11 protein-coding genes and 1 pseudogene are annotated in these 12197 nt (G+C 72.1%); 7 read left to right on the top strand and 5 right to left on the bottom strand.

Going from position 1 to position 12197, the window contains the following annotated elements; all coding sequences use genetic code 11:
- The first annotated feature begins 101 nt into the window (after positions 1–101).
- The 6 genes from ACQP0U_RS18250 to ACQP0U_RS18225 are packed head-to-tail and all read left to right on the top strand — an operon-like array spanning position 102 to position 7423.
- The gene (locus ACQP0U_RS18250) at positions 102–1778 is read left to right on the top strand and encodes an ABC transporter substrate-binding protein (RefSeq protein ID WP_433308582.1); all 1677 of its coding nucleotides are present in this window, start codon (positions 102–104) and stop codon (positions 1776–1778) included.
- A gap of 6 nt (positions 1779–1784) precedes the next feature.
- Positions 1785–2741: an ABC transporter permease gene (locus tag ACQP0U_RS18245; RefSeq protein WP_433308580.1), complete on the top strand. Its 957-nt coding sequence runs from the start codon at positions 1785–1787 to the stop codon at positions 2739–2741.
- The gene (locus ACQP0U_RS18240) at positions 2738–3625 is read left to right on the top strand and encodes an ABC transporter permease (protein ID WP_357811366.1); all 888 of its coding nucleotides are present in this window, start codon (positions 2738–2740) and stop codon (positions 3623–3625) included. The genes ACQP0U_RS18245 and ACQP0U_RS18240 overlap by 4 nt, the downstream gene beginning before the upstream one ends.
- Positions 3622–4638 carry an ABC transporter ATP-binding protein gene (locus ACQP0U_RS18235; protein WP_433308578.1) on the top strand — a complete coding sequence of 339 codons (1017 nt, stop codon included), beginning with the start codon at positions 3622–3624 and terminating at the stop codon, positions 4636–4638. The genes ACQP0U_RS18240 and ACQP0U_RS18235 overlap by 4 nt, the downstream gene beginning before the upstream one ends.
- Positions 4635–5636 (top strand): ABC transporter ATP-binding protein, encoded by a 1002-nt coding sequence (locus tag ACQP0U_RS18230; protein ID WP_433308576.1) that lies wholly within the window; start codon positions 4635–4637, stop codon positions 5634–5636. Before ACQP0U_RS18235 ends, ACQP0U_RS18230 begins: the two co-directional genes overlap by 4 nt.
- Complete coding sequence (locus ACQP0U_RS18225) at positions 5633–7423, top strand: gamma-glutamyltransferase family protein (RefSeq protein WP_433308574.1); 1791 nt, start codon at positions 5633–5635, stop codon at positions 7421–7423. Before ACQP0U_RS18230 ends, ACQP0U_RS18225 begins: the two co-directional genes overlap by 4 nt.
- Before the next feature lie 23 nt (positions 7424–7446).
- Here the strand turns inward: ACQP0U_RS18225 and ACQP0U_RS18220 are convergent, their stop codons facing one another.
- Positions 7447–8127: a GntR family transcriptional regulator gene (locus ACQP0U_RS18220; RefSeq protein ID WP_433308572.1), complete on the bottom strand. Its 681-nt coding sequence runs from the start codon at positions 8125–8127 to the stop codon at positions 7447–7449.
- Positions 8128–8197: 70 nt separating this feature from the next.
- Between ACQP0U_RS18220 and ACQP0U_RS18215 the strand changes: the two genes are divergently transcribed.
- Positions 8198–8914: a YoaK family protein gene (locus tag ACQP0U_RS18215; protein ID WP_433308570.1), complete on the top strand. Its 717-nt coding sequence runs from the start codon at positions 8198–8200 to the stop codon at positions 8912–8914.
- A 3-nt stretch (positions 8915–8917) separates the two neighbouring features.
- On the opposite strand, the pseudogene ACQP0U_RS18210 reads toward ACQP0U_RS18215, so the two are convergent.
- From ACQP0U_RS18210 to ACQP0U_RS18195, 4 genes and pseudogenes are all read right to left on the bottom strand, one after another.
- Positions 8918–9544, bottom strand: a pseudogene (locus ACQP0U_RS18210) (response regulator transcription factor).
- Entirely contained in the window at positions 9541–10782 is a 1242-nt protein-coding gene (locus ACQP0U_RS18205; protein ID WP_433308568.1) for a sensor histidine kinase, read from the bottom strand. The pseudogene ACQP0U_RS18210 and the gene ACQP0U_RS18205 overlap by 4 nt, the downstream one beginning before the upstream one ends.
- A gap of 5 nt (positions 10783–10787) precedes the next feature.
- Positions 10788–11240, bottom strand: a complete 453-nt coding sequence (locus ACQP0U_RS18200) for an ABA4-like family protein (RefSeq protein ID WP_433308566.1) — start codon at positions 11238–11240, stop codon at positions 10788–10790.
- The gene (locus ACQP0U_RS18195) at positions 11237–12163 is read right to left on the bottom strand and encodes a hypothetical protein (RefSeq protein ID WP_433308564.1); all 927 of its coding nucleotides are present in this window, start codon (positions 12161–12163) and stop codon (positions 11237–11239) included. Before ACQP0U_RS18195 ends, ACQP0U_RS18200 begins: the two co-directional genes overlap by 4 nt.
- Between the last annotated feature and the right edge of the window lie 34 nt (positions 12164–12197).

Genomic DNA, 12197 nt, shown 5'->3' with positions numbered 1-12197 from the left:
TCGAGGGCACCCGGGATGCGTGGCGAGCCATTCACGGAGGTCTTGCGGCGGTCATCGTATACAACATACGCTCCCCGAATCGCCCACTTGAGGAGCTCTCCATGACGAACCTCTCCGTCCGGGAAACGAGCCTGCCCCGCCGCCGTGTGCTCCGCGTCGCCGTCGCGGCTGCCGCTGTCGTCTGTACGGTCGTCGCCTGCTCACCGGTGTCGAACAACGAAGGCGGCGGCCCGTCCGGCGGCGACCAGTCGGCCGGCCAGGATTCCTTCGGTACGCCCGCGGACCCCGCCGCCGTGAAGCAGGGCGGCAAGCTGGTCATCGCCCTCTCCGCCGAGCCCGACGCGCTGGACCCGACGCTGTCGAGAAGCCTCTACTCCCGCTACGTCTTCCAGGCCATGTGCCAGAAGCTCTACGACGTCAACGAGCAGGCGCAGGTCGTACCGCAGCTCGCGACGGCCCTGCCCACCACGAGCGGCGACGGCCGGACGGTGACCATTCCGCTGCGACCCGGCGTGCGCTTCGCGGACGGGACGGCGTTCGACTCGGCCGCGGTGAAGGCCACCCTGCAACGCCACCTCACCAACGCCCGGTCGGCGCGCAAGAGCGAACTCGGTCCCATCGACGGCGTCGACACCCCGGACGCGCAGACCGTCGTCCTGCGGCTGAAGCAGCCGTTCGCGCCGCTGCTCGGCGCCCTCGCCGACCGGGCCGGCATGATCATGAGCGCGCAGGCGCTGCGGACCAAGGGTGACGACTTCGCCTCGGCGCCGGTCTGCGTCGGCCCCTTCAAGTTCGCGAAGCGGGTGCCGCAGAACTCGATCGAGGTCGTGCGGGACCCGAACTACTACGACGCGAGCAAGGTGCACCTGGATGCCATCTCGTGGCGGATCCTCACCGACGCGAGCATCCGCGCCGCCAACCTGCGCTCCGGTGACGCGCAGGTGGCCGACTCCGTCTCCACCCAGGACGTCGCCTCGCTCCGACAGGACGCGGCGGTCTCCGTCCTCCAGTCGCAGTCCCTCGGCTACCAGGGCCTGACCATCAACATCGGCAACGTCGACGGCGTCGGCACCGCCCCCAAGCCCATCAACCGTCCCCTCGCGCAGAACGCCAAGGTGCGGCAGGCCTTCGAGCACGCCATCGACCGCAAGGCCCTGGTCGACGCGGTCTTCAACGGTGAGCACGCAGTGGCCTGCTCTCCGATCTCGCCGGCGAGCACGTTCTCGTCCCCCGAAGCGCAGAACTGCCCGGCGCACGACCCGGCCAAGGCCAAGCAGTTGCTGACCGAGGCCGGCGTGCAGACGCCGTACGCGGTGACGATGCTCGCCTCGAACACCCCCGACACGCTGCGCCTCGCGCAGGCGTTGCAGTCCATGGTCAAGGACGGCGGATTCGACCTGAAGATCAACCCGGTGGAGTACTCGTCGCTCCTCGACGAGCAGGACCGCGGCAACTTCGAGCTGCTCCAACTGGGCTGGAGCGGACGGATCGACCCGGATGCCAACATCACCAACTTCGTCGGCACCGGCGCCAGCCAGAACGTCGCCGGCTACAGCAACCCACAACTCGACACCCTGCTGACCCAGGCCCGGCAGGCCGGTGACGTCGAGGAGCGCAGGAAGCTGTACGGGCAGGCGGTCACGCTGCTCCAGCAGGACGACGCCCTGATCTACCTCTACCGGCAGCGCAACCTGACCGCCGTTAGTAAGCAGATCCAGGGCCTGCAGGTCTACCCGGACGGCGTGATCCGGGCGGCCTTCGCCGGCTTCGGCAAGTAGGTCGTCGTGGCCCGGTATCTGCTCACCCGCGCCTGGCAGTCGGCGCTGACCCTGCTGTTGTCGACGATCGTGGTCTTCGTCGGCGTACGGGCGCTCCCCGGCGACCCGGCGCTCGCGCTGGCCGGGGAGGACCGGTCGCCGGAGGCGCTGGAGGCCATCCGTCAGCACTACGGGTTGGACCAGCCGCTGCCGGTGCAGTTCGCCCAGTACGTGGAGCGCATGGCGCAGGGCGACTTCGGGGTGTCGATCCGCACCGGTACGCCGGTCTCGTCGATGCTCACGACCGCCCTGCCGGTGACCGTCGAGCTGTCCGTCCTGGCGATCCTCATCGCGGCGGCGCTCGGGGTCGGCGCCGGGGTGCTCGCGGCGGTTCGTCGTGGACGTCCGGCGGAGTGGCTCGCCAACGGCCTGGCCCTGATCGGTCTGTCGGTGCCGCACTTCTGGCTCGGGCTGCTCGCGATCCTCTACCTGTCCGTGGCGACCGGGCTGTTCCCCGCCTCCGGCTTCGTGCCGATCCTGGAGGACCCCGTGGACAACCTGCACCACATCGTCCTGCCGGCCGTCATCCTCGGCACCGGCCTCGCCGCCATCATCATGCGGCAGACCCGGTCGGCGATGCTGGACTCGCTCTCCTCCGACTACGTGCGAACGGCGAAGGCGAAGGGCCTGCGACCGCGCGCCGTCATCACCCGGCACGCCCTGCGGAACAGCCTCATCGTGGTGGTGACCGTCGTGGGTCTCCAACTCGGCGGGCTGATCTCCGGCGCGGTCGTCACCGAACAGATCTTCGGGCTGCCGGGCTTCGGCAAGATGACCATCGACGCGGTGTTCCAACGGGACTACCCGGTGATCCAGGCCGTCGTCCTGCTCACCGCCGCGGCCTACATCGTGATCAACCTCTTCGTGGACCTGCTCTACTCGGTCATCGATCCACGCATCCGGGTGACGGGAGATCCGGCATGACCGTCCTCACCGTACCGATGGCGGAGACCGGCACCGCCAGCGTCACCCGGCGTACCCGGGTGCTGCGGCGGCTGCGTCGCAACCCGCTCGCCGTGGTGAGCTTCGTCGTGCTCGCGCTGGCGGGCGTCATCGCGCTGCTCTCGCCCTGGCTCGCGCCCTACTCGGTCGACCAGACCGACTTCGCCCGTACGTTCGCACCTCCCGGCACCGCCGGGCATCTGCTCGGCACCGACGACCTCGGCCGGGACGTCCTCTCCCGCATCATGCTCGGCGCACGGGCGTCGTTGCAGGTGGGGCTCCTGGCGGTGGCCACGTCGCTGGTCATCGGGGTGCCGCTAGGGCTGGCGGCCGGTTACTTCCGGGCCTGGGACGCGGTGATCTCACGCTTCACCGACCTGCTGCTGGCGTTCCCGTTCCTGATCATGGCGGTGGGGTTGGCGGCCATCCGGGGCGCCAGCCTCGGCAACGCCGCGGTGGCCATCGGCATCGCCCAGATCCCCGGGGTGATCCGGGTCGTCCGTTCGGACACGCTGCGCCTCAAGTCGCTGGACTTCGTCGCGGCGGCAGTCGTGGACGGCGCGAGCGACCTGTGGGTGCTGGCCCGGCACATCCTGCCGAACGCGACCTCGGTGATCCTGGTGCAGGCCACTGTCGCCATCCCGGCGGCGATCCTCGGCGAGGCGGTGCTGTCCTTCCTCGGCCTCGGCATCCAGCCCCCGGCGCCGAGTCTCGGCACCATGCTGGCCACCGCCCAGCAGTTCGCCGCCCGCGCACCGTGGGCAGCCGTCTTTCCCGGCGTCGTGATCATGGGTCTGGCACTGGCGTTCAACGTCTTCGGTGACGCCCTGCGCGACGCCCTCGACCCGAAGGGAGACCGGCGATGACCACTGCCTCCGCGCCCGTGCTGGAGATCCGCGACCTGTCGGTGTCGTTCCCGACCGAGACCGGCACCGTCTCGGCGGTCGACGGTGTCAGCCTGGACCTCGCAGCCGGCGAGATCGTCGGGATGGTGGGCGAGTCGGGGTGCGGAAAGAGCGTCACCGCGATGAGCATCGCCGGTCTGCTACCGGGCAGCGCCCGGGTCACCGGTTCGGTACGCCTGGACGGCACGCAGCTGGTCGGCGCCCGTGAGTCGGCCCTGCGTCGGGTCCGGGGCCGGGAGATCGCCTACATCTTCCAGGAGCCGATGACGTCGTTGAACCCGGTGCTCACCGTCGGGCGGCAGATCGGGGAGGTGCTCCAGGTCCACGAGCGGATGTCCCGACGGGCGGCGCGGGCCCGGGCCGTCGAGTTGTTGACGCTCGTCGGGATCCCGTCCGCCGCCCAGCGGGTCGACAGCTACCCGCACCAGCTCTCCGGCGGGATGCGCCAGCGCGTGATGATCGCGATGGCGGTGGCGTGCGGCCCGAAGGTGCTGGTGGCCGACGAGCCGACCACCGCGCTGGACGTCACCGTCCAGGCCGGCATCCTCCAGGTGCTGCGGGACCTGCGCGACCGGCTCGGCACGAGCGTCCTCATCATCACCCACGACCTCGGCGTGATCGCCGACATCGCGGACCGCGTCGTCGTCATGTACGCGGGCCGGGTGGTGGAACGGGCGCCGGTGGACGACCTGTTCGCCGATCCACGGCACCGGTACACGGCCGGGCTACTGTCGGCGTCACCGCAGCCGGGTCGGCACGCCGGCACGGACCGGTTGACCGAGATCCCCGGGCTGGTGCCCGTCCTGTCGAGCCAACCCGACGCCTGCACCTTCGCGGATCGATGCCCGGCCGCCGACCAGCAGTGCCGGGCGGCCGCCCCGCCGCTGGAGGGCACCGGTGGCACCGGCCACGTGGCGGCCTGTTGGCACCCCTGCACAACGGCACCGACGGCAGCTCAGGAGGCGAACCGATGACGGCGCAGCCGAACGCCCTGGAGATCGCGGACCTGGTGATGCACTTCGGCCAGGTGCGTGCGGTGGACGGGGTGTCCCTGACGATCCCGCGCGGCCGGGTCACGGCCCTGGTGGGGGAGAGCGGTTCCGGAAAGTCGACAGTGGGCCGATGCGTGGTGCGGCTCGTCGAGCCGACCGCGGGAACGGTCCGGATCGCCGGCACCGACGTCACCCACCTGTCCCGACGGCGGCTGCGCCCCCATCGCGGCGCGGTGTCGATCGTCTTCCAGGACCCGGCCGCGTCACTGGACCCGCGCATGCTGGTGGGCGAGATCGTGGCCGAGCCGCTGCGGCTGGCCGGCAAGCGGATCTCCCGGCGGGACCGGGACGCCCGCGTCGCTCCCCAGCTCGAACGGGTGGGACTGCGCGCCGAGGTGGCCCGTCGCTATCCCCACGAACTGTCCGGCGGGCAACGTCAGCGGGTCAGCATCGCGCGGGCACTGATCTCCGAGCCCATGCTGCTCATCGCGGACGAACCCACCAGCGCGCTCGACGTCTCGGTGCAGGCGTCGGTGCTCAACCTCCTCGCCGACCTGCAACGCGACATCGGGTTCGCCTGCCTCTTCATCACCCACGACCTGTCCGCGGTCGAGTACCTGGCCGACGACATCGCGGTCATGTACCTGGGTCAACTCGTCGAGACGGGCAGCCGCGAGCGGATCTTCGCCCGGCCGGCCCACCCGTACACGCAGGCTCTGCTGTCCGCCGCGCCGGTGGCCGATCCGGTGCGCCAACGCCACCGTCAGCCGGTGCTGCTCGGCGACGACCTGCCGTCCGCGCTCGATCCGCCGTCCGGCTGCCGGTTCCGGACCCGGTGTCCGCTCGCCTTCGACAGGTGCGCGACGGAGGTGCCGGCGCAGACCGCGATCGGCGACGGCATGGCCGCGTGCCACCTGGTGCGGCCGGACGGCACCGGACCTGACGTTCGCTCCGCAGATCCCAGTGAGGTGTTGTCATGACGTTCACCACCCGACCCACGTTGCAGGGCACCTTCGGCATGGTGTCCTCGACGCACTGGCTTGCCAGCCAGGCGGCGATGGGCATCCTGGAACGCGGCGGCAACGCCTTCGACGCCGCGGTCACCGCCGGGTTCGTCCTGCACGTCGTCGAGCCGCACCTGAACGGGCCGGGTGGCGAGGTGCCGGCCATCGTGGCCACCGCAGCCGACCCCCGGCCGAAGGTGCTGTGCGGGCAGGGGCCGGCCCCTGCCGGTGCCACCATCGCGCACTTCCGGTCCCTCGGGATGGATCTCATCCCGGGTGCCGGGCCGCTCGCGGCGGCCGTACCCGGCGCCGTGGACGCCTGGCTCCTGCTGCTGCGCGAGCACGGCACGCTCACCCTCGCCGAGGTGCTGGAGCCGGCGATCGGCTACGCCGGCGCCGGCCACCCGCTGGTGGGCCGGGTCGGTGACACCGTGACGGCGGTCCGGTCGCTGTTCGAGGAACACTGGCCCACGTCCGCCGCGCTCTGGCTGCGCGGCGGCCGACCCCCGGCCGCGGGGGAGATGGTCACCAACCCGGCGTACGCGGACACCCTGCGCCGGCTCGTCGAGGCCGGGCAGGCGGCCGGCGTCGACCGGGAGGCCCAGATCGAGGCCGCGCGTCGGGCCTGGAGCACGGGTTTCGTCGCCGAGGCGATCGACGCGTTCAGCCGGCGACCGTTCCAGGACTCCAGCGGACGCCCGCACGCCGGGCTGGTCACCGGCGACGACCTGGCCGCGTACTCGGCGAGCTGGGAGTCGCCCGCCACCCTCGACTGGCACGGCTACTCGGTGGCGAAGACCGGGTTCTGGGGGCAGGGCCCGGTGCTCCTGGAGTCGCTGGCGACCCTGGAAGCGCTCGACGACCCGGCTGTGTACGACCCGGGAACCGCGGCGGGCGTACACGCCCAGGTCGAGGCGCTCAAGCTTGCCTTCGCCGATCGGGAGGCCTGGTACGGCGACGGCGTCGACGTGCCGGCCAAGGCGCTGCTCTCTCCGCAGTACGCGCGGGAGCGGGCCGCCCTGATCGGCCATCGCGCGTCAGCGGAGTTGCGGCCGGGACGCCCGGACGGGGCGCAGCCGCTCCTGCCCGCCCACGTGCTACCCGGCGCCGCGCGGCGTACCGGCCCGGCGGATGCCACGACGGGTGAGCCGACGGTGCAGTCGGACGGGGTGACCCGGGGCGACACCTGTCACGTGGACGTGGTCGACCGCTGGGGCAACATGATCTCCGCGACGCCCAGCGGTGGCTGGTTGCAGAGTTCCCCGACGATTCCGGAGCTGGGCTTCCCGCTGGGCAGCAGGTTGCAGATGTTCTGGTTGGAGGAGGGGCTCGCCTCGTCGCTGGCGCCGGGCCGCCGGCCCCGTACGACGTTGAGCCCGACGATGGTGCACCGCGACGGCGAGCCGGTGCTGGCGTGCGGCACCCCCGGTGGCGACCAGCAGGACCAGTGGCAGTTGCCGTTCCTGCTGCGGCATCTCGTCGGTGGTCAGAGCCTCCAGGAGGCCATCGACGCGCCCGCGTGGCACACGCTCAGCCTGCCGGGGTCGTTCTATCCACGCGACATGGAGCCCGGTGTCCTGGTGGTGGAGGACCGGCTCGACGAGGGCGTGCTGGCGGCGCTGCGGGCGTACGGGCACGAGGTGCGGGTCACCGACGGGTGGAGCCTCGGTCGGCTCTGCGCGGTGACCCGGGACCCGGCGTCGGGCGTGCTGGCTGCCGGCGCGAACCCCCGGGGGATGCAGGGTTACGCGTGCGGCCGTTAGCGGGCGCCCCGGCCAGGCACCCGTCAGCGTGCGCCGTAGCCGCCTTCGGCGTTCTCGTACGCCGCGGCGGATGCCGCGTCGAGATGGTCGAGTGCGGCCCGCTCGGCGCGGTCACCGTCGCCTGACTCGATGGCGTCGACGAGCTGGATGTGCTCGGCCCACGAGTGGGGCGCGCGCTCGGCCGCCCCGAGCCGGAAGACCCACTGGACATGGAGGTAGAGCGACTTGGCGATCGACGACAGCCAGGGGTTTCCGCTGATCTGGAGGATGCGCAGGTGCAGCGTGCTGTTCAGCTCGGCGACCCGGGCCAGGTCCTGCCGCTGCGTCGCCTCGCGACCCTGGTCGAGCAGGGCACGGAGGGACGCCACGTCGGCCGCCGTCGCCCGCTCGGCGGCCAGCCGGGCGGCCAGCGCCTCCAGGCGCTCGCGCACCGCGAACATGTCGGTGATGGTTCCGCTGCTCGGTGAGGCGACGACAGCTCCCCGGCGGGGGAGGATCACGACGAACCCCTCCGCCTCGGCGACGCGTAGCGCCTCCCGGACGGGGTTGCGGGAGACGCCGAAGTCCTCGGCGAGCCGGTCCTCGGTCAGCCGTTCCCCGGGAAGGTAGTCGCCGTCGATGATGGCGGTCCGCAGCGCGGTGAGGACCTGATCGCGGAGCGGCAGGTGTTGCGCGCCGAGCTTGTCCCGTAGGTCTTCAGCCACCTGGTCGCCTCTCCGTGAACGTGTCCGGACAAAGTGTATACGAAGAACAATTACTGGAAGGTGGCCGACAGTGTCGAGCACAGCGCCCCGCGTCACCCGCCCCCGCGTCGCCGCGCACCCGGACGAGCGTCTGCTGCGGCGACGGCAGGCGCTCGTCGTCGTCCTCACCTTCCTCACCGGGAGCGCCGACGCCCTCGGTTTCCTCGCCCTCGGCGGCGCCTTCGCCAGCGTGATGACCGGCAACATGGTCCTGCTCGGGCTCTCGGCGGGCCGGGGGGAGGCCGACCTGGCCCTGACGTCGGGCTGCGCCATCGTCAGCTTCATCGTCGGTGTCCTCGCGGGCGCACGCGTCGTCGGCTCGGCACAGCCGGACGATCCGGTCTGGCCACGGCGGGTCACCTGGGCGCTGGTCCTGGAGCTGTCGGTGTTCGTGGTGTTCGCCGTCGTCTGGGAGGTCACGCTCCACACCTCCGAGGCACGCGTGCACCTGGCGCTGCTCATGCTGTCCGCGGTCGCGCTGGGCGTGCAGAGCAGCGCGATCCAACGTTTCGGCGTGTCCGGCCTGTCCTCCACGTACCTGACCGGCACACTCACCAGCCTGATCGCCGGGGTCGCCGCGCGTAGCCCGTGGGCCAGCCTGCGCCCCAAGGCTCAGGTGTTGCTGGCCCTCATGGTCGGCGCGGCGGTCGGCGCCCTGGTCGCTCTGCACCTGCCGGTCGTCGCCCCGGCCCTGCTGATCGTGCCGCTGGTGCTCGTCATCGCCGTGTCCGCGCGGATGCGGGCCTGAGCGTCAGACGCCCCGAGCGAACAGGGCAAGACGTACCCGGTTGGGGCTGTCGGTCTTGGTCATCAGGCTGGTGATGTGGGTCTTGACCGTGGTCACCCCGATGTGGAGCTGGTCGGCGATCTCGGTGTTGGACAGGCCCTCGGCGACCAGGTTGAGCACGTCGCGTTCCCGGACGGTCAGGCCCGGCATGGCCGGTGGTGACCCGGGGCGGGCGTGCACCGCGCGCTGTACGAGGCGGCGCAGCACCTCCGGGCTGAACGGGCTGTCACCGACGGCGGCCCGGCGGATGCCGTCCAGCAGCTCGGTCGGAGGCGCGTCCTTGAGCAGGAACCCGCACGCTCCAGCGGTCAGCGCCGGGTAGAGGTGATCGTCGTCGCCGAAGGTGGTCAGCACCAGGACGCGGGTGGTGGGGCGTTAGGCGAGGATCCGGCTGGTCGCGGTGATCCCGTCGACACCGGGCATGCGCAGGTCCATGACGACGACGTCGGGGAGGAGCCGCCCGGCCAGCGGAATCGCCTCGCGGCCGTTGTCGGCCTCCCCGACGACCTCGATGTCGGGTTGGGCGTCGCAGAGCATGCGCAGCCCGGCCCGGATGAGGTGCTGGTCGTCGACCAGCAGCACCCGGATCACGCCGCCTCCGGCGCGGGTGCCCCGGCGGAGGCCGCGCGGTCCCGGGGCAGGGGCCGGGCGGACGGCTCGGCGGCGGAGGCCGGGAGCACGGTACGCACCCGCCAACCGGTGTCGGTCGGCCCCGCCTCCAGCCGGCCGCCGAGGACCTCGACGCGTTCGCGCATGCCGGTGATGCCGTGCCCGCCGCCGGCCGGCACGCCCGCCGGCACCCCGCCGCGCCCGTTGTCGTTGACCTCCCAGTGCACGGAGCCGTCCCGGACGGCGACCACGAGATGCGCGACCGCAGACGTGCCCGCGTGTTTGGCCACGTTGGTCAGCGCCTCCTGGGTCAGACGCAGCACCGCCATGCCGCGCACCGCGTCGAGAGAGCCGATCGCCAGGTCGAGATCGGCCTCCACCGTGACACCGGCCTGCCGGGCCCGGTCGATCGCCGCGCCGAGCGCCGCTGGCAGCGCGGAGGGCTCGATCGCGGTCAGCGCCGCGTCGCCGCGTACCCCGTCGGGGTTGCGCAGTACCGCGACCAGCCGGCGCAGCTCCCCGAGGGCCGCGGTGCCGGTGCCGTGCACGTCGTCGAAGACCTCGCTCACCCGGGGGTCCAGGTCGGTGAGCACGTGCCGCGCCACACCGATGCGCAGGACCATCGACGCCACGTGGTGCGCGACGACGTCGTGCAGCTCGCGGGCGATGGCGCTGCGTTCGTCGGCGCGGGCCGCGCGGCTCTCCGACTCGTGCTGGCGTTGCTCGGCGACCGCCCGCTCCACGGCCTGCCGACCCAGCTCCCGGTTGGCGCGGATGACGAGGCCGAGCAGCACCGGCACGCCGACCTCCAGGGCCAGGCCGACGACGCCGGAGCCGACCTGGCGCAGCGGGTCGCCGATCGAGTCGGTCAGGTCGACCATGGCCAGCAGCGTGGCGGCCAACCAGATGGCCCGTGCGCGACCCGCTCGCATGGTGACCTCGAGCAGCGCCCAACTGGCGCCGACCTGGTTGATCGTGAAGTCGTCGACCAGGGCGATCGCGACCGCCAGCAGGGCGACCTGCGTCACCAGGTTGAGCACCGGCAACCGGTGTGCCGCCAGCGCCACGGCGAACGCGAGCACCGCGAGAATCCACTGTGTCGTCGTGGGAGTGCTGGCCGAGTGCGGGACGAAGAGCAGGTAACACAGCCCGGCGAGATCGAGCAGCACCATCCGCACGAGGGTGTCCCGCATGTCGAACACCCGCCCCGGCCAGCTCACGGTGGTCAGCCTAGGTGCTGCGGGCCGGTGGCGGCGTCCGCCGGCCGCCGCCACCGGGGCCGGACCGCGAGGTATGCGGCCAGGCCGAGCGGTCCGAGCAGGATGGTCAGCAGCAGCACCGGAGCCATGACCAGCGCCGGCACCCCCCGATCCCGGCTGTCCAACCACGCCCACCGCCCCACGAACAGATCGAACGCGATCATGTGCGCCCAACCCGCCGCCGCCCCGTCGGAGGTGCCGAGCAGGTCGCGCACCCCGGCCAGGGTCGGCGACGCCACCGCCGGCAGCACGTCGCCGAACGCCGGCAGCACCAGCAGGGCGTAGATCACCACGACCGGCAGCACGATCAACGGCGAGGCGATGATCCGGGTGGTCCACGACCAGCGCGGCAGCAGGATCATCAGCGCCCAGAACGGCGCGGCCACCGCGAACGTCAGTGAGAACAGCGTCGCGGTCACGCGGCCAGCGCCAGTTCCGGGCGACGTGGGCGGGCCACGACCAGGCCGGCAGCGGCCGCCGTCGCGACCACCAGGGCGGCGACCGCGGCGAGCGTGACGGCGTCCGGCCGCAGCAGCGGCTGCCCGCGCAGGGCCTGCCAGGTCAACAGCACGGTGAGTACGCCGTACGCGCCACCGGCGACGACAAGCAGCCGGGCGCGGGTGCGCTCGTCCAACCGCGCCGCGAACCGGCTCAGCAGGATCGCCATGATCGGCAGCGCCTGGAGGGCGTGCAGCCCCACGAAGTGCCCGATCCGTAGGTCACCGCCGCTGGTGCTCCAGCCGACCACCGGCAACCCCGGCCCACCGTCGGGCACGCCGACGCTGTGCGCCCCACCGATCCCCTCGATCCCCGGGTCCTGCATCGGCAGCGCCATCGGCACCGCCGCGAGCATGCCCAGCAGGGACAGGCCGAGCCCCCACCTGACAGCGGTCGCGGCGACCCGATCGGGGATCCGCTGGATCAGGACCACGATCCCGATGACCAGGTGCGCGAAGAACAGCACCATGATCGCCGCGCCCATCGCCGCGAACAGCGCGGTGTTCAGGGGAGTGGTGTCGTTGAAGTGACTGGTCTGCCCGCGTAGCACCTGACCGATGATCCACGCGTTCTCGACGACCGCCACCGCGACGATGACGACGACCGCCCACTCGACGGCCCGGCTGCGGCGCGGCAGCAGGGAGAGCATCCAGGCGAGCGTCGCGCCGTACAGCACGAAGGACACCGCGAACTTGAACGGCTTGAGCCAGATCGGCGCCCCGGTGAGGACGCGTGAGTCGACGAGGATGCCGACCACGGCGACGACGCCGCACACCGCCATCACGGATACCAGGAACATCAGGGGGCGGTTCCAACGCGTCGCCCGGCGCACATCGGTAGTCATGCCTGTAGATGCTCGTGGCCGCGCCGGCCGATCG

Origin of the sequence: Micromonospora sp. CA-269861 (genome assembly GCF_050948505.1) — a bacterium.
In the GTDB taxonomy this organism is placed as follows: Bacteria; Actinomycetota; Actinomycetes; order Mycobacteriales; family Micromonosporaceae; genus Micromonospora.
This window is presented reverse-complemented; position numbering and strand designations above follow the sequence as displayed.